Source organism: bacterium, assembly GCA_021372535.1.
Taxonomy (GTDB): Bacteria; Latescibacterota; Latescibacteria; order Latescibacterales; family Latescibacteraceae; genus JAFGMP01.
Map to the genome: position 1 here is coordinate 1 of JAJFUH010000018.1, position 21,248 is coordinate 21,248.

Consider the following 21,248-nt stretch of genomic DNA (forward strand, 5'->3'; position numbering starts at 1 on the left):
GCACAAAACTGCAACCATAGCTGCTGTACGATATCCCATGTTCTGTCCTCGCTTTGAAAAAAAAGGGCCTTAATCACTTCTTCACGCTTTTGACATAATCCATGAGTTTTTTCATGTTGCCGATGTACACGCCTGTCTCGATGCCCCGTACGATTGTTCCCGCTCGTCCATCGGCGCAGGGATCGCTGTAATTGGAAATACGCATATCGGTGATCCATGCTCCGCGCTTGTCGAGGGATTTGATCAGTGTTTCAATCGCGGCGGAATCCGCATCCGGCGCCGTTCTGTTATTCTTCCCCGACTGCTCAAACTCGGCGCGGGCATTTTCCGGTGTCAGCCCGCACACACGGTCGTATTCCTTTTGTATCGCTTTAACATCGATAGTGGCAATCTGGCCGTAATGGCAGATAAAATTCCCGAACTCATGATCCTGGTAATAATGGCCGTTCTCGATACCCGTCCCCGAACGGTGTGTATAGAGCGGTTTGTTCGTCCCCAGTTCGTAAACACGGGCGTGGGTATAGTTTTTCGAGGGATCGGTGTTGAGAATGGCGCTTTCGAGCCATTCGACCGCCGCGGGTATGGGATTGAGATATCTTCTGTCTCCGGTGATTTTATAGAAGGTCTCGAGCGCGTTGATATTATTCAGGGTCGAGGTTGACCAGACACCCTCCGGTTCGTATGTCCGCGCATAGGTGGGTTTCATGTCATGCGAATGCTGGGAACTCCATCCCGCCTGCGGTCTGGCATACTGTGAGACGATATAAAAATCCATGCCCCGACGGGCGGCTTCGTAGTACCGTTCATCGCCGAGCTGCTCATACGCATCGAGGAGAACCATGATGTTGTTGAACATGACCCCGTCATTGAAGGTGTAGAACGACGTATAGTCGGGCTTGCCGTTTTTGACATACTCGTACATCAGGGGATACCGCTGCGGCCAGGCGCCGTTGGGAAACTGGGCTTCGAGCACGAAATTGAGTGCCTTCAGAAGCGGCTCATAATATGCGGGATCGAGGGTGACGATATAAAGTTTCATCAAAAACCTGATGGAACTTGTCGTGGTGTCATCATCGAACGTACAGTTACCGTAGTAATGATAGTATTCCTCCCATCCCCAGCATTTTGAAGCCACCTCGTCATACCATTTCCGTATCCCCGGCATATCGAAGTCGATGAAATAGTGCCACCCGCCCTCAGGATGCTGTCCCCAGATCAGCGCATCGGCGACTTTTTTTGCATATTCGAGATAATCCCTGCCCCCGGTGACCGTATAGGCATCGATAAGCATTTCGCCGACGCCGTTCGTGGCGCCCTGAACCCATATCTGCGTTCTCCGTGCAGGAACCTCGCCCCACTGCTCGGAAAGGTCCTCTCTGTATTTCCAGACAAAACCGCCACGATACGAAACCGTTTTCATCATGAAATCGGTCGCTTTTTTCATCGTATCGAGGGCATTCGTTTCATTCGGAGCGGCATAAGAGTCCGCTGTAACCAGCATGGCTGCCTGTAACATACTGCAAAAAAACAGAACAAACCGCATCATGAAAGCCTCCGTGCGATATGAGATGAACACAGTGTCAATTCCGAATTGGAAAAACGCAATAGAGATAGTATAGTGTCCTGAAGTTTTTTGTCAATATAATCATGGAAGGATATCGCAGAACTGTTGGGAAAAACAGCAGAATACAGGTCGTTATTGACATGACCCGTAAAATATGTTATCTTTGAAAGCCTCAAAAAGCCGATGTAGCTCAGTTGGCCAGAGCGTCTCACTTGTAATGAGAGGGTCGGGGGTTCGAATCCCTCCATCGGCTCCATTGTCTGAACCGCTGATTACACTGATTGAATGATTGGGATGATTGGCTTATTCTGCCCGCATGAATTGTATAAATCCCTTCTGCCTTCTGCCTTGTGCCTATTTCTTTTACTTTCTTTTTCATCAAGATTCAATGAAAAAATGCCGATCTATGTGATAGATATCACAGCATATTGACATGGATATTTTTTTCTTGCTTAATAATTGAGTTTTATATATTTTATGATTGTTATTCACAATTCTGCATTATGTTATTCCCGGAGGACTGCTTATAGCCCAGCGTGATCGGTGTTTTTTTTGGTTCGATTTCCGCTTGAACAATATCTTGTTTACGATTACCCCGGGCTTGATGTTTATGTATAAGTATGTCCTTTTCTTTTTAGCTCTTACGGTCTTTCTGGCTGTTACTGTTTCGGCTGAATACTTTAACGGCACATGGCTTGAACGCAAGTCTGAATCCTATGTGAACGGCGAAGACTATGACATCAGGCCCGACGAGGAGCTTATCAGGTTCATGAAGGAATCGGCGCCGGAAGAAGCTGACCTCTCTCATTACACCATCGGTATCCGTCCCCCGGATAAATTCCCCAGGCCGCTTTCAACAGTCAAGGACAGCCTTGAAATAAACGAATCCCGTGTCATGCGCAAGACACAGATTCCCGGAATCCGGATCGAAAAATACTATTTTATTCCCCTTGAAAGTTTCAAAGCGGAGAGTATGGAAAATAAATTCGATACTCTCTGGCAGAAAAACGATAGCCGCATATCGAAATGGTCTTCCGAGGGAAGTACCAAAGGCACGAGTGTCAGCGATCTCAAGTTCGCCCTTCCGGTAGGGGGACGGTTTGAGAAGTTTGTCGGCGGCCAGACCCGTCTGGATATCAACGGCTCCCAGAAAATCACCTTTTCGGGGAGAAGCGAATGGACCGAAGGACAGATAGAGACATCGGCCTCGAAAAATTCATCGTTTCCCGCCCTTACCATGAAGCAGGAGCCCCGTTTCAGCATCCGCGGAAATGTCGGCGAACGTGTCACCGTCGATATACAGCAGGATGCTTCGAGCCAGTCGTTGTCAAATTTCGAGGAAAACATCAAGCTCAAGTATCAGGGCGAAAAAGACGAGATCATCCAGGCTGTCGATGCCGGCAATATATCGCTCAACCTCGAAGGAGCCACGTTTGCGGGCTACCGGGGTTCGCACAAGGGGCTGTTCGGTATCAGGACAGAGGGCAGAGTCGGCCCGCTGCGGTTTACCGCCATCGCCTCCCAGGAAAAGAGCGAGGCGAATGTCAAGACCTTTCGCGGTTCCGCTGAGGAAAAATCCACCCAGATAAAGGATTACCAGTACAAAACCAATACCTACTTCTTCCTCGACAAGAATTACATGGAGCAGTTTCAGAACGCCCGCACATCGCTGGACCAGATCATGTACAGCCCCCGCGACTCGCTTGTGGTCATCGAGGTGTATGTGGACGATGCAAACAACAGCAACAACCTCAGCGACAATGCTATCCGCGGTGTTGCGAAACCCATGAGCCTCTATCCCACGAAAAACCAGGTTTATGACGAGACCGGCTTAGACGGTTTCTATCACCGGCTCGATCCTCAGCGCGATTACTACGTTGACCGTGGCCTCGGATTTATCGTATTCACCAATCGTGTTCAGGACACATGGACAGTGGGCGTTTATGTCGAGACAAAGGACGGCAGAAAGTACGGTAAGCTGGCGTATGATCCGAATGACCCGGCCTCGAAAATCGAGCTCAAGCTGATCAAAGCGAAAAGCCAGCGCCCTTCAAATCAGGACACATGGGACCTCGAATGGAAAAACGTCTACGATCTCGGGCAGCGGAATATCGACCTTGAGGGGCTCGAAATCCGTATTTACCGCGAGGCCACGGACGGCGTTTCGCGCGACACCCAGGACGGCACTCCTTTTATCCATATTCTCGGTCTCGACAATGCCGATGAATTCGGCAATCTCAAGCCCGACAATAAAATCGACCTCAACCGCGGATTTGTCAACCAGTACCGCGGCGAGCTCATTTTTCCGCTCCTGAGGCCGTTCGATTCGGGAACTCCCCAGGGTGTATCGGTCGAACTGAAGGAAAAAGTGCCGGAGATATATGACACGCAGAACTTCGATGAAAAGGTCGAAAAGTCAAAATACTATATCGAGGTGCAGACCGCCAACAGGCAGGCGGTCATACAGATCGGCGGGGGTATCGGCGGTATCATGGAGGGTACCGAACAGGTTCTGCTTAACGGGAAAGCGCTGGCAAACGGCACCGATTACCGCATCAATTACATGACCGGCGAGCTGACACTCCTCAACCAGGAAGCGTTGAGCCCCACAGCCGACCTCGTGATCAAATATGAAGAGATGAACGCATTCCAGCAGATGCAGAAGTCGCTCCTCGGCGTGCGTACGGAATACGATCTCTGGCAGGATTCGAAAATAGGGGCAACCTTCCTTTTCAACAACGAATCGACACGTGACAAACGGGTCAGGATAGGCCAGGAACCATCGCGCATGTTCCTGTTCGATACCGATACCCAGCTTAATTTTCAGCCTAAAGTCCTTACCACCATGATCGACAAAATCCCTCTCGTTGTCGCCAATGAAGCGTCGAAAATCCAGATAGAGGGCGAAGTGGCAAAGAGCATGCCGAACATGAACACTCGCGGTGTCGTGTATGTGGATGATTTCGAGGGTTCGAAAAACCTTCCTCTCAGCATTATCCGGACAGCATGGACAAAGGCATCCCAGCCCGATAACGGCCGTGATATGGTAAGAGGAAGGTTGAACTGGTATAATCCATGGGACCGCATCGAATCGAGAATAATCTGGCCCAACAAGGATACCACTGCCGGTGAAAACACAGTCCATGTCCTTACACTGGGCTATGGGAAACCCGAGGGAGTCCCGAGTGACAATGCATATGACGGCGTCATGACGGCATTCTACGGCACGGGAGAGGATTTATCGAGGTCACGATTTATTGAGGTCTGGGCAAAGGGAAGCAGGGGTGTTCTTAATATTGACATCGGTTCGGTGTCCGAGGACTGGTATGTGGACGATTATGTCGATGCGGATGGTGTCAAGAGGAGCGGTAAAAACTTTCTCAACACCGAGGACCGTCCCATACCCGGCCAGGGTCAGGGCGACAATACCCTGACAAAAGAGGAAGATACCGGTCTCGACGGTGTTTTTGACCGTAACGAAGATGGATATGATTCGAAAAACAACCCCGACCCTTTCGGAGACGACTGGAATTACAACGATAAAAATGACTACAGCCGTATCAACGGAACGGAAGGAAACGCCGTCGATTCGGATCGCGCGGGCATTCCCGATACCGAGGATATCAACCACAACGGAATACTTGACACCAAGAACTCATATTATGAATATTCAATAACGTTCGAGGATTCCAGCAGGTATTATGTCGATGGTTCTTACAGCAACGGATGGCGTCTCTACAGAATCCCGCTCTGGAGTAATCCCGATGCGACTGTCGGCGGAACGGAAGCGCCGGATCCCACTAAAATAGAGTTCGCGAGGATGTGGATATCCCAGACGGATACCACACTCATTCAGATAGCGGCGATGGAGATCGTTGAAAGCAGCTGGCTCGAATCGGGAATATTCGATGATGAAGGCAACGACATGTTAAAGGATACGGAAAGTTCTCCGGGTGACGGCAAACCGGAAGCGCTCAGGGTTACACGGGTGAATACCCACGAAAACAATAACTATTCGCCGCCGCGGGAAGTCAAGATCGAGATCGATCCCGAAACCAAAGTCGAACGGATGGAACAGTCCATCGTTCTTGAATTTGAAAATCTCCGGAACAACCATACGGCGTTCATGTACCGGACCTTTGAAAAGATGGACTTCACCGATTACACATCCCTCAAGATGTATGTTCACGGCTCCGACAACATGCCCGAAGCGCCGAAGGAAGGACGTGATTTCGAACTTGTTTTCAGGTTTGGCGGAGACAAGCAGAACTACTACGAATACCGTTCGCCGGTTTATCGGGGATGGGCGAAAGAGAACTACGTCGATATCGATTTTGAGTCCTGTACACAGGTCAAATTCAACAGGGACACCCAGAAGGATAACATCACGAAGATGCTCGGAGACCTCCAGGACTCCCTGAATGTATTTACCGATTCGCTTCTTGCGACCGACAGCTCTCTCGCGATCGTAAAAGAGAGGCTCAAGGCCCGTTTAGATTCGCTCACCATTGTGAGCGGCGATCTCGACAAGCCGGGTGCTTATGTGGAAAATGACGGCACGAAGGTTTTTACCCTTGCCGGTAATCCCTCGCTCCAGAATATTAAAGTGATATCGATAGGAATCAGAAACAATACGGGCGAGACCGTTCAATTGGAGGATGTTTGGTTCGATGAGCTCCGAATGGACAAGCTCCGCGATATGGGCGGAACCGCGGCACGGTTTAAGATCAACACCGATCTTGCGGGATTTATCAACATTTCGGGCAACGGAACATGGAAAGACGACGATTTCCATGACATGAATACCAAAAAGGGCACGGGTCAGGATGCAAAAGACTGGAACTCCTCGATAAAGGTAAATATGGACCGTTTTGCCCCGAAACGATGGAACCTGAACCTTCCCGTCACGGCGAGCATCAGTAAAACGGATGCGACTCCGCGGCTTAAAAGCGGCTCGGACATCATTCTGGCCGATGACCAGAAGAAAGAATTCCGGTCATGGACTTCCGATAAAAAATATCACATCACATACCGTAAGGGCGTGGATACGACTAAAAAGGGATTGTCACCGACAAATCTCAACTGGGATGGATTCAAGGGTTCGCTCATCAACTGGGCAACGGAAAAAGTGAACGCCGATTTCGACTGGGGGCAGCGGATTTCCGATTCTCCCATGTCTGGATACGAAGAAGGGGTCAACAAACAGACGAAAATAACCTATGATGTCAATCCCACCGGAAGGAAAGTGTCCATTTTAGGGTGGCTGTTGAAAAAAGACGAAGAACCCGAAACCGGAACCGAAACAAAAACCAAAACAACGGTGAAAAGCTCGAAAAAAACGTTCAAAGACCGGCTGGCAGATATTAAATTCGCGTATACTCCCAATGAACTGAACTATAATTATACCAAAGACGATAACAACCGCTTTAAAACCAATATCGACGGTGTTTCGGATTCGACAAGAACAAATAAAGTCAATGAGATTTACAACTTCGGATACCTTCCTATCGAGCAAATTACCTATCGATACCAGCTCACGCAGGAAAAAGACCTCACAATTCCAAGAGACAACAAGGTAACCGGCTATAACGAGTCAAACACCATTACATTCAAACCGCCCGGAATACCGAGCATTTTTACTCATAATTATAATTATAACGCTTCATATAAGGAAGATGACAACCCCCGTTACAGTCTGTCGAGTCAGCTCGGATCGAAAACGATAAACTTCAACAAGACATTTCAGGCGAGCGGAACCGTAACCTGGTTTAATGTGCTCAAATACATGAAAGCGGAGCTGAAACTTCCCGCAAAAAAAGATGATTCCGGTAAAAAAGACGCGGAATCACAGGAAAAGAAGCCCGAGGAGAAAAGCCCTCCCGCGCCGGAATCTCAAGGTGCCGATTCAACGCGGAAGGGGGAATCGAAAAAAGAAAACGAGCTGAAAGAACCGTTCCGGAACAGGATGATAGACGGGCTGATGAAAACATTCAGTCCCGTAATGCTCGAATACAGAAACACCAACCAGTTTCAGAAGGCGGGCATTACCGACAGGCCGTCCAGTTTCATCGATCGTTTCAAAGGGAAGATATCGGAACCGGATTCCAATACGGTTGTCACACGTCAGAACACCGAAGGGTCCATCAAAGGTTACAGCGCCCGGACGGACCTGAAACTTCCCCTCGATGTCGGATTGTCGACCAAGATGAGCTACGGCAAGGAGGAACAGCTCACATCGTCCGCCCAGACCCTGAAAGAAACATACAGTTATCCGGATGTAACATTGAACTGGGCGAAGGCGGAAAACATTATGCCCTTTATGAAGAAATATATTTCAAATACGAATGTAAGCTCAGCATATTCAAAAAATAACGAAAAAAATTACCGTGATTACAGCATAGAGCCACAGTCGGAAAAAACATCGGAAAAGTTCTCTCCGCTGATCAGTGTTTCGACGGCCATAAAAAAGTTTCAGATAAACTTTTCAATGTCAAAATCGCAGGATAAAGCGACAGAAGTCACCGGGTCAACAGTGAACTATACGACTGATGACAAATCGGATATAAGAACCCGGTTCCAGTACCGTCTCAGCTCCTCAAAGGGGTTGTTCGGCATGAAGCTGAAAAGCGATATCGAAATGTCGCTCGAATTCTTTATTTCAAACAGCGCCCGATATAAAAAAATCAGCGGCGATACCCCGGTGGTAATTGAGGGCGAAGAGATGACAAATGAGCCTTCACTCATCAGCAGCACCGATTCATGGGGTATTTCTCCCAATGTACAGTACCGGTTCTCAAAAAATTTCAACGGCGGTGCCAAGCTTGACTTTCAGAACTCGACAGACATGACCAACAAAGTACGTAAAATCAGAGAGGTTTCCGTATGGGGAGAGCTCACCTTCTAGTCTTTGCCCTGACCATACTGACCGGCGTGTTCAATGTATCCTCCTGTACCTCCACGGTCATGCCGGAGTATGACGGTACGAAAGCGTACGCCGATCTTGAGCGACAGGTCGCATTCGGACCGAGAGTACCAGGGTCCGAAGCACATGAAAAAACAAAGAACTGGCTCATCGAAAGCCTTAAATCATGTACTTCTTATGTCGCCGTTCAACCCTTCAGGGATCGTTTTGCCGGCCAGGATACCGACATGTATAATATCATGGCCTCTTTTTATCCCGACAAGAAACAGCGCATACTGCTCTGCGCTCACTGGGACTGCCGTCCCTATGCCGACCAGGACAAGGAGTTGTCGAATCATTCGAAGCCTGTTCCCGGGGCCAATGACAGCGCCAGCGGTGTCGCTGTCCTTCTTGGAATTGCACGGATAATGAAGGATAACGAGCCGCCGGTCGGAGTCGATATTGTGTTTTTCGATGGCGAGGACGGCGGCGATTACGGCGACGACGACACATGGACGCTCGGGTCGCGGTTCTTCGCGAAAACCATGCCGTCATCGTTCAAGCCGCAATATGCGGTTCTGCTGGATATGATAGGCGACAAAGACCTGTCGCTTACACGTGATTATTATTCCGCTCAGTCCGCCCCGTTAATCATGTCCAGAATCGAGAAAATCTGCGGAAATCTCGGAATATCCATGTCGCCCGGTATGACGGGTATCACCGATGATCATATCCCGCTCATCGGGCGGGGGATACCATCGGTCGATCTCATCGATTTCGATTATCCTTCCTGGCATACCGTCTCGGACACACCTGACAAGTGTTCGGCGGAAAGCCTCGGAAAAATCGGCACGCTGGTTCTCACCCTCATTTACGGAGAATAGCAGTGGCGCTTTTCTCACGGCGTGACCGTACCGCAATCGCCATAATAGGGCTGCTCATCCTCGTCGGCTGGGGAATCCGTTTCGGAACGAGAGCCGATAAAATCCCCGGCGACCTGCAGGTGATTCGTCATGCAGCCGAGCCGCCGCCGCTCGTACAGAACCCGGATACCCTGCTGTCCGGTGACGGAATCCCTGACGGTGCAGTAAATATCAATACCGCAGGAAAGGAAGAGCTCGAAAAGCTGCCGCTGATCGGTCCTTCACGGGCAGCCGCCATCATTGCATACCGTGACGCCCATGGGAGGTTCAGGCGTCCGGAAGACATACGGCGTGTTACGGGAATCGGAGCGGGTATATATGAAGGTATCAGGAGGTATATAACAGTCACGGACAGTACCGGCAAGGGTGAATAGAAAAACGGTGTGATTATTTCGCCGGTTTACAAAAAAATGTATTTAATTACTCTGTTTTATATATATATTGTATTGTATGTTGAATGCACATGGTAACCGGTGAACATGGTCAGCGCATTCATGCGATTACATGGGAGGATATAAGGTGGCCCAGGGTATCGGAGTTCGATACAGCGAGCAGGGAGTCCGTCTCCTCAGCGTCGTTCGGAGTGACAAAAGCCTGAAGATAACCGGCCTTGCTGTCGGTCCCCCGGAGGAAACACTGGATTCGTTCATGAATTCAGACATCGTTGCTTCCGGAAATGTGTCGGTAACCATCGGTCTCGCTCCGGGAAATTTCGTTTCTTCCTCCATGATGAAGGAAGAAGGAATGACCAGCCAGGATATGAAGAAACACCTCAAATGGGAAATTGAAAAAAAGATACTTTCAGGTCTTTCCGACTACATCCTTGACTATTTTATCACCGACGGTATCGGATGTGTTTTTGCGGGAAGACGCGAGCTCATCGAGAAGGAGAAATCGCTCTTTTCCGGTGTACGGCCATCCATCGCGAATATATATACCGATGTCGAGACGGTGGCTCTCTATAACGGGAGCGAAGGCGCCGGCGAGGTCGGAAATGACACCATGATGGTTGTCTCGGTGGAGGCGGAAGGCATATCGTCTCTTGTCATCGATCGGGGCGCCCTGGTCGGAATGGATTCATTTCCGGTTCAGGAACAGGAGCTGGCGAAAATTCTTCCCTGCCTTGACAGCGGGGGAATGAATGCCATGACACAGACTGTGGCAATCCGTCTTTCGGGTTATATCGAGCAATCGCTGCAGAGGCTTACATCGTATGGTGATTTCAAGGACAAACCGACCCTGAATCAGCTGGTACTTTCGGGGGGCGGAGCATATTGCGGAAATCTTGCCGGGGTTATCAGCCAGAAGACCGGTATTCCGGTGACTGTTTCCAATCCGCTCAAGGAGCGTTTAACCGAGGTTCCGGAGAGTCAGGAGGAACTTGTGCAGATGAGTGCGGCGTTTACGAGCTGTTACGGGCTGGCGCTCAGGGCATTGGAGGACTGAAACCATGATGAAAATCAATTTATCCGGCGAACAGGACAATAAAAAGAACAGCCAGACTACCGTTGCCCAGTCTCCGGGCGAAGCTGCTCCGCTCAGCCAGCCTCCACCCGTGGAAGAAGAGAAACCCGAAATAATCGTGAAGGAAAGGAAAAAAGTCCCGACCCCTCTGCTGATTGTTCTCCTGATTGTTCTCGTGGCGGCCGGAGGGTATCTCAAACGTGATTTTATCATGAGCCTGATACCCAAGAAGTCACCGGTAGTGGAACCTGTCGCCCCGCCGCCGCCTCCTCCTCCCAAAAAGGAGGTTGTCGAGAAAGAACCCGATCCGACGTTTGTCGTTCTCAACAGGATTGCCGAGGCTGTTCCGCCCCGTCTCTGGCTGACTTCGGCGGTTATCAAGTCTGACGGAACATACCAGATCAAGGGTTTCTCGTTTTCCTACCAGCCGATGACCGATATGGTCTCCGCGCTCGAGGGAAAAGGAACGGTGGCTGCAAAGAATATTCCCGCTATGTCAAAGTCATCGGAGACTGTGTACCAGTTCGGTATCGACGGGAATATCGCCGGAATCAAGACACCTGAAATTCTCGATAACGTTCCAACCGATGATCTTGTCGCCGCCGCAAATACGGTCAAGGGCAGCGAAAAGGAATTCGGCGTCAAATTTTCACGGCTGCCGAAAAGCGGCCAGACATATACCGACAAGGATGTGCCTTTCACTCTCGAAGGGTCGTACGAAGGTTTGAAGAAAGTCATTTCGGTACTCTGTCCCGAGGGCGGGAAAACACGTGTTTTCAATCTCATGATAACTCCGTCCGCGCCCGGTGGCTCCTTTGACAGGGTGAAAGCGTCATTTTCCCTCAAACAGGTTTCAGCGATCTGATATGCTCAGAGTGATCGGGGGACAGTTTAGGGGAAGAAAAATCAGGGCTCCTGAAGGGCTTGCCACCCGGCCTGTACTGGGGAGGGTTCGAGAAGCCCTTTTTAATGTCATCGGGGGAGTTGAAGGTTTCAGGGTTCTCGATCTTTATGCTGGAACAGGGGCTGTCGGCATCGAGGCGCTTTCACGGGGGGCGGAATCGGCGGTGTTTGTGGATTCCGGATTCAAACAGTGCCGGATAATAAGCGAAAACCTTACCCTTTTAGGCGTTTCCGCCGAGGTGATTCATCTTCAGGCTGACCGCGCTATCGGGAAGTTACGGGAAGCGGGCAGCCGATTCGATTTTATCTTTGCTGATCCACCCTACGAACACGGGCTTGGTGTGATAACCCTCGATGCGGTGGACAAGGGCGGCATCCTCGCCGTTCATGGCATCATGGCGCTGACCGTTCGCCATAACGAAGAAATTCCCGGTGCATCCGGAGCTTTAAAACAGATTTTCAACCGCCGTTACGGAGATACCCGTCTTGTCATTTTTACGCCGGAATGACAGGAAAGAGCGAAGGGGCAAAGAGTCAGAGGGACTGAGGGACAAAGAGAATTTTTTAAAGAAGATCGTTTGAACCGGTATTCACCGGAGTTTTTTAGTGTATTTTTGACATGGAGGTACCGTCGTCGTGAGAATAGCGTTATATCCGGGGACTTTTGATCCTATTACCAAAGGGCACATGGATGTGGTTTCGCGGGCTGTGCGAATTTTCGACAGGCTTGTGATCGGTGTTGCATCCAATCCTTTAAAACAGCCGTTTTTCAGTTTCGAGGAGCGGATCGATCTTGTGAAGCAGGTAATTCATGAAGAATACGATACTGAACACATAGAGGTGATCGGCTTCGAATGCCTGACTGTCGATCTTGCCCGGAAAGTGGGAGCGACCGCGCTCATCCGCGGCCTGCGCGCGGTGACGGACTTCGAATACGAGCTCCAGATCGCCCTGACCAACCGTAATCTCGCCCGGGATATCGAGAGTGTTTTTCTCATGCCCTCGGTCGAGTACATATACCTTAATTCCTCTGTTGTCAAGGAAGTCGCCAAACATGGCGGCGATATAAGCGATTTCGTTCATGACATTGTGGGAAAAAAGCTCCGGACATATTTTAACAAAAAGAAATGCTGAACCGGATTCCGTATCTATTAAGAGATTTAAGAGGGCGGTGAAAAAGTGTCTTTTTCCCACGCCCGATAATGAAATGTATTGTTTTGTTGCTGTCAAGGGCATGTAAATCGGCACTTCGTGCCGACCCTTGACAGCCAAAATTCAGACATGTAGAGTTTTTCACCACGCTTTTAAATAGAACGCGGATTTTCGCGGATTAGTTTTTCATAATTTTAAAGATGTGGTCGATTAATTGTCACTGAAGGGTAGTATTAATAATATTTTATGTGTCTTTATGGTTAAATAGTATCATGAATAATCCGAATATGTGTTTTCTTGTGTGAGCCCCGATGATACCAGCCGATGTGATTCAGAAATTACGCAATATTCTCGGGCCGGAACAGGTTGTTACCGATCCCGATGAGCTCATTGCCTATTCATACGATGCCCAGCCCTCAAAAGCCGTTCCCGATGCGATGGTGCTCGTAACCGGCACGAACGATACGGCATTGGTGGCACAGCTCTGCGCCGAACGCTCCATACCCGTGGTTGCCCGCGGAGCGGGTAGCGGTCAGACCGGCGGCTCGATCCCCGTCCGCGGGGGTGTGGTCATCAACACGGAGCGGATGAACCGTATCATCCGTATCAGCGAGGAAGACCGCCTCGGTTACCTCGAACCGGGAGTCATAACCGGCGATTTCCAGAAAGCTGCTGCCCGTAAAGGACTATTTTATCCGCCAGAACCGGCATCCGCGCATTTTTCGACAATCGGCGGGAATGTCGCCGAATCGGCGGGCGGGCTCGGCTGCGTGAAGTACGGGCTCACGAAGCACTTCGTCGCCGGGCTCGTTTTTGTCACGGCTCGGGGAGATATTGTCAGAACCGGCGTCTACACCGACCGTGAGTCGCCGTTCGATGTCGGTGCTACCCTTATCGGCTCCGAAGGAACGCTCGGTATCATCACCGAGGTTGCAGTCCGGCTCATCCCGCTGCCCGAAAGCAGGATAACCGTGCTCGCGCTCTACAGGTCGCTCATGGAAACCGCGCGGGCTTCGAATGCGGCGCTTCTGTCCGGTGTCCGGCCCTCGGTTCTCGAGTTCATGGACAGAAGCTGCATCGACACCGTGCTCGAATATGCCGAAATGACAGTGCCCGATGAAACGGGGGCGCTGCTCATTGCCGAACTGGACGGCGACAAGGAGGAGATTGCGCTCGGGCACGAGGTTCTGCTCGAAGCGCTCGGCCGTTTTAACCCGCTCGATCTGAAGAGCGCAAAAACCTCGAAAGACCGTGAAGCGCTCTGGAAGCTCAGAACATCGCTCTCACCGGCTATCGCGAAGATCGCTCCGCTCAAGTTCAACGAGGATATCTGCGTACCCCTGTCGCGAATCCCCGATATGGCTTCGTTTGTCGAGGAACTCGGCAGGAGGAGAGATGTCAAGGTGGTTACCTTCGGGCATTCGGGCGACGGGAACCTCCATATCAATTTCATGACCCACTGGAAGAAGCCGGACGAGATAGCCCGTGTCGAGGAAGCGATTGTCGATCTGTTCCGCGAGACAGTCCGTGTAGGCGGGACGCTGTCCGGGGAACACGGTATCGGAATCACCAAGCGCCCCTATCTGGGAATCGAGCTCGACGAGGCGACCATGGATTTCGAAAAGAGGGTCAAACGTGCCTATGATCCGGACGATATACTGAATCCGGGGAAGATATTCCCGGAATGTCGTTAACATCCCGTATCATACGGAGCCCGATTTCTTTAAAAGATTTATAGAACGCGGATTTTCGCGGATCGGGCGGATTGACGCGGATTTGTTTTTTTACCAATAACTCTCATAACCATCATTGGTCAGAACGAAGGATGAAAAAGCATATTCAAATAAATAACAGCTTTTCTCCGTATCTCCGTGTCTCCGTGGTGAAATTGTTTAAGACTATTTTCAGATAAATCCGGGGTAATTGTTATGAAAAAATGCATGGTTTTCGGGATACTACTCGTTTCGCTCACCGGATTTGCCTGTTCTCTGATGGCAAACGAAGCCCCCGTGCGCGCTGTCGGGAAAACGATACAGCCCCGTGACGATGTTCCGGTACGGCTGGTTTCGGAAAATGTTCGAATAATGCTCAGCAGCAAAGGGGCTAGTGTACATTGTGAATTCAATCTTTTAAACGAGGGCCCGCCGGATACCGTTCAGGTTGGTTTCCCGCGAGGATGGGAAAGTGATTTTGACTATTTCGGCGCCGGAACCTACGGGATGAATTTCAAGGTCACGACGCTGCCGGTTGACCCGAATTTCTCGGAAATCTCCGGCGAAGAAATGCCGTGGTGGAAAGTGTTCAGCGTGCCCTTCGATTCCACGGGCAAAAAAATTACCGTGTTCAATGACTATGCCATACGGGTCAATCCATTCGGTCTCAGTACCTTTTCGGACCTCTATTTCAAATATATCGTGAAAACGGGGGCATACTGGAAGGATACCATACAGGATGCCCAGTTCCGGATACGGCTGATAAACATTCCCTTCGACCAGATCACGAAGATTTCGCCGGAAGGATTCACCCTCGAAGGAGATACCGTTACATGGCATTTTACAGACTTCGAGCCGGTCGCGGACATTGAAATTTTCATTATGAACGATGTGCGCTACGAACGCATGGTCGCCGCGAAAAAATTTCTCGAAGACAACCCGAACAGCGCTTTTGGACACTTCCTTCTCGGTACGGCGTATTTTACAGAGGACATTCATAATCCCGGTTACGAGATATACGGCGGAGAAAAGTCGGAAAAAGAATTTCTGAAGGCCCTGGAGCTCGATCCTGATAACCTCGATGCCCGCTGGTATCTCGCGGCGGTGTATCATATACGAAAACAGGAAGAGAAATCGAAAAAGCTCGTTGAAGAAATCATCGCGAAAAAACCCGATTATTACTGTACCGACAAGCTTTATCCGGGGGTATATGATATTATGCCGTTTGGAAGCGCCCAGGGCTGGCTGGAGGAACTGAATAGAATGAATCGCTGATACTGCTGCACGAATCATATATTATTTTGTATATTATCTAAATTATTATTACTTTTTCTGATATTCATACCTGAAACAGTGCAAACGCATAGGGAAAAGAATGGGACTCACACTTGCGGAAAAAATACTGAGCGCGCACGCCGACAACGAGGTTCACGCCGGTGAGCTCGCCATAATTACGGTCGATGTGTGCCTCACACAGGACGGTACGGGGCCGCTCGCAGTCCGTCAGCTCGAAAAACTCGGCATGATCAGGGCGGCTCATCCCGAAAGCACGGTGCTCTTTATCGATCACTCGGCGCCCGCGGCGCGCAAGGAGCTCGCGAACGACCACATGCTTCTCAGGGGTTTTGCCGAAAAGACCGGCGCCTGCCTGTCCGACATCGGGGACGGTGTCTGCCACCAGGTTATCAGCGAGGGCTGGCTCAAGCCGGGAGATGTGCTCATCGGCGCGGATTCGCACACCTGCACGGGCGGCGCGATGGCGGCGTTCTCGACCGGAATGGGCTCGACCGATGTCGCGGTCGGCATCGCCCTCGGAAAAACGTGGATGAAGGTTCCGGAGAGCATCAGGATCGATGTTTCGGGCTCATTCCCGAAAGGGGTGTATGCCAAGGACCTCATCCTCTCGCTCATCGGGCAGATCACCGCGGACGGGGCGACCTACAAGGCGCTCGAATTCGGGGGAAGCGCAATCGAGGCCATGCCGTACCACGAGCGAATGGTGCTCTCGAACATGGCGGTCGAAGCGGGCGCAAAAGCGGGGCTGATCGCCTCGGACTCTGTGACGAAGCGGTTTCTCGAATCTCAGGGGCGCAGCGAAGATTATCGCGAGATAAGACCCGACCCCGATGCAGTCTACGAGCGTGTCATCGAAATGGATGTCTCGAACCTTGTCCCCATGGTGGCATACCCGCACCGTGTGGACAATGTCAGAACCATCGGCGAGGCAAAAGGCGAGAAAATCGACCAGGTTTTCATCGGCACCTGCACCAACGGCCGCCTCGAAGACCTCAGGATAGCGGCGGAGATTCTCAGGGGCAGAAAACGTCACCCGAAAACCCGTCTCATCGTCGTTCCCGCCTCGCGCACGATCTACGGTCAGGCGCTCGAAGAGGGGCTGCTTGCGGTTTTCAACGATGCAGGGGCATCCATCAACACACCGGGATGCGGTCCCTGCGTGGGCGTTCACCAGGGCATTCTCGGTGACGGCGAGAAATGCCTGTCCACGATGAACCGTAATTTCAAGGGACGGATGGGCAACCCGGAAAGCTTTATCTATCTTGCAAGCCCGGCAACCTGCGCTGCGAGCGCACTCACCGGAGAAATTTCAGATCCGCGGGAGGTTTTGTAATATGACAATGAATGGAAAAGCATGGACATTCGGCGATAACATCTCGACAGACCTCATCGCTCCCGGACGGCTCTTTCATCTCCGTTCAAACCTGCCGGAGCTGGCAAAACATGTGCTCGAGGACGCTGACCCGGAATTCGCCGCGAAGGTGCAGAAGGGTGATTTTGTCGTCGGAGGGAGCAACTTCGGGCTCGGCTCCTCGCGCGAGCATGCGCCGACTATCATAAAGCTTGCCGGTGTTTCCGCCGTGATAGCGCAGTCGTTCGCGCGGATATTCTTCCGCAACGCCATCAATGTCGGGCTTCCGGTCATCCAGTGCGATACATCGGGGATCGAGGCCGGCGACGAGATCGAGGTCGACCTCGCCGAAGGCACGGTGAAAGACCTGACGAAGGGTTTCACCCTGACATTTCCGCCTCTGCCGGGGATCATGCGGACGATACTCGAGGACGGCGGTCTTGTGGCGCATCTCCAGAAGCACGGGGATTTTACGCTGTAAATGAAAGAATATAATACTCAAACACTGTGTGTCGATGCTTATTTTATATTTTACAATAACTTAAAGGAGTTTATGAGTGGACTACACCAGAATCGAACTTGAAAGCGGAGGAAAAACGATATCGGTCAGAAATGACCGGCTGAATGTTCCGAACAATCCCGTAATACCGTTCATCGAGGGAGATGGCATCGGGCCCGATATCTGGAAAGCTTCGAGAAGGGTCCTCGATGCGGCCGTTGAAAAAGCGTATAACGGAGAGAATAAAATTGCATGGGTGGAGATTCTGGCGGGCGAAAAAGCGTTTGAAAAAACCGGCGAATGGCTTCCCCGGGAAACGCTCGATGCCATCAGGCATTTCGTCGTGGCAATAAAGGGCCCGCTCACTACCCCGGTAGGAGAGGGATTCCGCAGCCTCAACGTTACGATCAGGCAGAAGCTCGACCTTTACGCCTGTGTCAGGCCGGTACGCTATTTCAAGGGAACGCCGTCCCCCGTATGCGAGCCCGAAAAACTCGATGTGGTCATTTACCGTGAGAATACCGAAGATGTATATGCGGGTATCGAGTGGCAGCGGGCTTCGGCGGAAGCGGTAAGCCTGATGGGTTTTCTCAAAAACAAGCTCGGAATCGAAATCAGGCCCGATTCAGGTATCGGTATAAAGCCAATCAGCGCCACCTGCTCAAAACGGCTGGTCCGGAAGGCGATTGAATACGCCATTGCGAACAAACGCGAATCGGTGACACTCGTCCACAAGGGTAACATCATGAAATACACCGAGGGCGCTTTCCGTGAATGGGGTTACGAGCTTGCCCGGGACGAATTTCCCCATGAGACCATAACCGAAGCCGAGGTATATGAAAAATATGACGGTAAAACTCCCGAAGGCCGGATTCTGATAAAAGACCGTATCGCCGACTCCATGTTTCAGCAGATACTGTTACGGCCTGCCGAATACGATGTCATTGCGACGACCAATCTGAACGGCGATTACCTCTCCGACGCATGCGCCGCACAGGTTGGAGGTATCGGCATGGCGCCCGGAGCAAATATCGGGGATTCCATCGGAGTCTTCGAGGCAACCCACGGAACGGCGCCGAAATACCGCGGCAAGAACGCCGCCAATCCCTCTTCGCTGATCCTGTCCGGATGCCTGCTGCTCGAGTACATCGGCTGGCAGGCTGCCTCCGATCTCATATACAGGGCGCTCGAACAAGCCATCATACATAAAACGGTCACCTATGATCTCGAACGGCTCGTAAAAGGCGCGACAAAACTGTCGACCAGCGAATTCGCCGATGCCGTTATCGATGGAATGTAAATCATGTTCATAGACGAGGCTCGTATATATGTAAAAGCGGGAGCAGGCGGTAACGGAATCGTTTCCTTCCGCCGTGAGAAATTTGTCCCGAAAGGCGGACCGGACGGCGGCGACGGCGGCGACGGTGGAAGCGTCGTGTTTGTTGTTGACACGAACGAGAACACTCTCATACGGTTCAAATACCGTCAGCACTTTAAAGCCGAATCGGGGAAACACGGCCAGGGCGCTCAGAAGCACGGCCAGTCCGGGGCGGATATTGTAATCCCCGTTCCGCCCGGCACGATCATACGGGATGAAGAAACCGGCGTTATACTGGCCGACCTTTCGGAAGAGACCGACCGTGTCACTGTGGCAAAGGGCGGACGCGGAGGACGGGGGAATGCCCGCTTCGCCACTTCGACGAATCAGACACCCCGTCATGCCGATCAGGGGATTCGCGGGGAAGAAAAACACCTGCTGCTCGAACTGAAACTCCTTGCCGATGTGGGACTTGTCGGTTTCCCGAATGCGGGGAAATCGACGCTCCTGTCGAGGGTTTCCGCCGCACACCCGAAGATCGCGGATTATCCCTTCACGACACTCGAACCTCATCTCGGAATCGTGCGCTACGATGAGATGAAGAGCTTTGTCATGGCGGACATTCCGGGGATTATCGAGGGAGCGCACGAGGGCAAGGGGCTCGGTTTCCAGTTTCTCCGCCATATCGAGCGGACGAAGATACTCCTTTTTCTCATAGAGTGTACCGAGGAAGACCCCGCGGCGGTCTATCATAAACTTCTGAGCGAGCTCGAACTCTACAGCCCCGGGCTGATACACAAACCAAAGTTTGTTGCGCTGACGAAAACGGATCTCTTTCCGGCCGATACTCCGCGAACTGTTCCCGGGTTCGGTACGGGAATCGAGGCATATGCCGTCTCGGCGGTCAGCGGCGACGGTATGGAAAGGCTGATATACCGTCTCGGTAAAGCTGTCGAATCGGTCGGAATTCACGTTCAATAATAGCAGGAACAGCAGGCGGTTTTTGAATTTATGGAAGAAGAACAGGAGGATATTCTTGCGCTTTTCGGCGTACCCGGAGTCGGCGCCAAGACATATGCCCGTCTCGTTCTGCGGTTCGGTACGCCTTCGGGAGTGTTCGGCGCTTCCGATAAAGAGCTGCTCGATATGGAGGGCGTCGGGCCGAAGCTCGTACACGCCATCCGCACATATGACCGTAAAACCTTCGTGAGCGGGCAGAAACAGCTCATGGAAAAGTGCGGTGCACAGCTCCTGACCAGAATCTCGAAGGATTATCCCCCTCTTCTCAACAAGTTTACATCCGCACCGCCGGTTCTTTTTGTCCGCGGCGATGTGTCGGTGCTGTCCGAACAGTCTCTGGCGTTTGTCGGTACGCGGAGACCATCCGATTACGGCATCATCATGACCCGGAACCTCACGGGCGGAGCGGTGAACGCCGGCCTGTGCGTTGTCAGCGGCATGGCGGCGGGGATAGACGCAACCGCTCATCGTACAGCGCTTGATCATGGCGGAAAGACCGCCGCGGTTTTCGGCTGCGGCGTCGATATCCTGTATCCCCATGAAAACCGTAAACTCGCGCAGGATATACTTCAGAAGGGATGTCTGGTCAGCCATTTTCCCATGGGTATCGAGCCGCTGCGGGGAAATTTTCCTGCCCGCAATGCGGTGATTGTCGGTCTTTCCCTCGGCACTGTCGTCGTGGAAGCCCCGGTTAAAAGCGGGGCGCTCATAACCGCCGATCTGACGATGAGGGCCGGAAGGAAGCTTTTTGCCGTTCCGGGTAACGCTACATCCCGCACGAGCGAGGGAAGCAACGGGCTGCTTACGAAGGGCGCGCATCCGGTTACGAATATCGCCCATATCCTCCCGCTCATCGGGAAGACTGCACCGAACTCTCCGAACGGTATTTCATCAGCGCCACCCGTGATGCAGCGGCCCTTGCCGCCCGGAGCAGGAGGGGAAATACTGAAAATCATCGAAAAAGGCCCGCTTCATATCGATGATATCTGTGTGCGGCTCGGAAAGCCGGTTCCGGAGGTGCTCTACGAGCTTACCAGTCTCGAGCTCGAAGGGTATGTGAAACAGAATCCCGGAAAGATATTCGAGAGAATGTGAGGTATATTGGGAAAAGAAATTTGTATTAAGAAAGTCATGGAAAGAAATAA

The 21,248-nt window shown here is 51.5% G+C and carries 15 protein-coding genes and 1 tRNA gene; 15 read left to right on the forward strand and 1 reads right to left on the reverse strand.

The annotated features are described in order from the left end of the window. Positions 1-73: 73 nt before the first annotated feature. Positions 74-1,546 (reverse strand): pectate lyase, encoded by a 1,473-nt coding sequence (locus LLG96_01655; protein ID MCE5248905.1) that lies wholly within the window; start codon positions 1,544-1,546, stop codon positions 74-76. 197 nt (positions 1,547-1,743) lie between these two features. On the opposite strand from LLG96_01655, the gene LLG96_01660 reads away from it, so the two are divergent. The 15 genes from LLG96_01660 (at position 1,744) to dprA (ending at position 21,198) form a co-directional block, all read left to right on the forward strand. Next, positions 1,744-1,820, forward strand: a tRNA-Thr gene (locus tag LLG96_01660). Positions 1,821-2,174: 354 nt separating this feature from the next. Then, on the forward strand, positions 2,175-8,468 hold the full coding sequence (gene sprA / locus LLG96_01665) for a cell surface protein SprA (GenBank protein ID MCE5248906.1): 6,294 nt from the start codon (positions 2,175-2,177) through the stop codon (positions 8,466-8,468). Further along, the gene (locus LLG96_01670; GenBank protein ID MCE5248907.1) at positions 8,447-9,349 is read left to right on the forward strand and encodes a M28 family peptidase; all 903 of its coding nucleotides are present in this window, start codon (positions 8,447-8,449) and stop codon (positions 9,347-9,349) included. Before sprA ends, LLG96_01670 begins: the two co-directional genes overlap by 22 nt. A gap of 2 nt (positions 9,350-9,351) precedes the next feature. Beyond that, a complete protein-coding gene (locus tag LLG96_01675; GenBank protein MCE5248908.1) occupies positions 9,352-9,762 on the forward strand; it encodes a ComEA family DNA-binding protein in 411 nt (136 codons plus the stop codon). 145 nt (positions 9,763-9,907) lie between these two features. After that, on the forward strand, positions 9,908-10,834 hold the full coding sequence (pilM, locus tag LLG96_01680; GenBank protein ID MCE5248909.1) for a pilus assembly protein PilM: 927 nt from the start codon (positions 9,908-9,910) through the stop codon (positions 10,832-10,834). A gap of 4 nt (positions 10,835-10,838) precedes the next feature. Further along, a complete protein-coding gene (locus tag LLG96_01685) occupies positions 10,839-11,717 on the forward strand; it encodes a PilN domain-containing protein (protein ID MCE5248910.1) in 879 nt (292 codons plus the stop codon). A gap of 1 nt (position 11,718) precedes the next feature. Next, positions 11,719-12,264, forward strand: coding sequence for a 16S rRNA (guanine(966)-N(2))-methyltransferase RsmD (gene rsmD / locus LLG96_01690; GenBank protein ID MCE5248911.1), 546 nt, complete (start codon positions 11,719-11,721; stop codon positions 12,262-12,264). Between the two features lie 127 nt (positions 12,265-12,391). Continuing rightward, positions 12,392-12,889, forward strand: a complete 498-nt coding sequence (gene coaD, locus LLG96_01695; protein MCE5248912.1) for a pantetheine-phosphate adenylyltransferase — start codon at positions 12,392-12,394, stop codon at positions 12,887-12,889. A 329-nt stretch (positions 12,890-13,218) separates the two neighbouring features. Then, positions 13,219-14,601 (forward strand): FAD-binding protein, encoded by a 1,383-nt coding sequence (locus LLG96_01700; protein MCE5248913.1) that lies wholly within the window; start codon positions 13,219-13,221, stop codon positions 14,599-14,601. A 234-nt stretch (positions 14,602-14,835) separates the two neighbouring features. Further along, a complete protein-coding gene (locus LLG96_01705; protein MCE5248914.1) occupies positions 14,836-15,894 on the forward strand; it encodes a hypothetical protein in 1,059 nt (352 codons plus the stop codon). A 100-nt stretch (positions 15,895-15,994) separates the two neighbouring features. Further along, on the forward strand, positions 15,995-17,248 hold the full coding sequence (locus tag LLG96_01710) for a 3-isopropylmalate dehydratase large subunit (GenBank protein MCE5248915.1): 1,254 nt from the start codon (positions 15,995-15,997) through the stop codon (positions 17,246-17,248). A 1-nt stretch (position 17,249) separates the two neighbouring features. Then, the gene (locus tag LLG96_01715; protein ID MCE5248916.1) at positions 17,250-17,747 is read left to right on the forward strand and encodes a 3-isopropylmalate dehydratase small subunit; all 498 of its coding nucleotides are present in this window, start codon (positions 17,250-17,252) and stop codon (positions 17,745-17,747) included. Positions 17,748-17,823: 76 nt separating this feature from the next. Beyond that, positions 17,824-19,065 (forward strand): isocitrate dehydrogenase (NADP(+)), encoded by a 1,242-nt coding sequence (gene icd / locus LLG96_01720; protein MCE5248917.1) that lies wholly within the window; start codon positions 17,824-17,826, stop codon positions 19,063-19,065. 3 nt (positions 19,066-19,068) lie between these two features. Next, the gene (obgE, locus tag LLG96_01725) at positions 19,069-20,064 is read left to right on the forward strand and encodes a GTPase ObgE (protein MCE5248918.1); all 996 of its coding nucleotides are present in this window, start codon (positions 19,069-19,071) and stop codon (positions 20,062-20,064) included. A gap of 30 nt (positions 20,065-20,094) precedes the next feature. Beyond that, positions 20,095-21,198, forward strand: a complete 1,104-nt coding sequence (dprA, locus tag LLG96_01730; protein MCE5248919.1) for a DNA-processing protein DprA — start codon at positions 20,095-20,097, stop codon at positions 21,196-21,198. Positions 21,199-21,248: the final 50 nt, after the last annotated feature.

What these genes read in the sequence shown, in the direction of transcription:
- LLG96_01655 (MCE5248905.1), bottom strand. Translation starts at nt 1,546, where the DNA reads ATGATGCGGTTTGTTCTGTTTTTTTGCAGTATGTTACAGGCAGCCATG.
- sprA (MCE5248906.1), top strand. Translation starts at nt 2,175, where the DNA reads ATGTATAAGTATGTCCTTTTCTTTTTAGCTCTTACGGTCTTTCTGGCT.
- LLG96_01670 (MCE5248907.1), top strand. Translation starts at nt 8,447, where the DNA reads ATGGGGAGAGCTCACCTTCTAGTCTTTGCCCTGACCATACTGACCGGC.
- LLG96_01685 (MCE5248910.1), top strand. Translation starts at nt 10,839, where the DNA reads ATGATGAAAATCAATTTATCCGGCGAACAGGACAATAAAAAGAACAGC.
- rsmD (MCE5248911.1), top strand. Translation starts at nt 11,719, where the DNA reads ATGCTCAGAGTGATCGGGGGACAGTTTAGGGGAAGAAAAATCAGGGCT.
- LLG96_01700 (MCE5248913.1), top strand. Translation starts at nt 13,219, where the DNA reads ATGATACCAGCCGATGTGATTCAGAAATTACGCAATATTCTCGGGCCG.
- LLG96_01705 (MCE5248914.1), top strand. Translation starts at nt 14,836, where the DNA reads ATGAAAAAATGCATGGTTTTCGGGATACTACTCGTTTCGCTCACCGGA.
- LLG96_01710 (MCE5248915.1), top strand. Translation starts at nt 15,995, where the DNA reads ATGGGACTCACACTTGCGGAAAAAATACTGAGCGCGCACGCCGACAAC.
- LLG96_01715 (MCE5248916.1), top strand. Translation starts at nt 17,250, where the DNA reads ATGACAATGAATGGAAAAGCATGGACATTCGGCGATAACATCTCGACA.
- obgE (MCE5248918.1), top strand. Translation starts at nt 19,069, where the DNA reads ATGTTCATAGACGAGGCTCGTATATATGTAAAAGCGGGAGCAGGCGGT.
- dprA (MCE5248919.1), top strand. Translation starts at nt 20,095, where the DNA reads ATGGAAGAAGAACAGGAGGATATTCTTGCGCTTTTCGGCGTACCCGGA.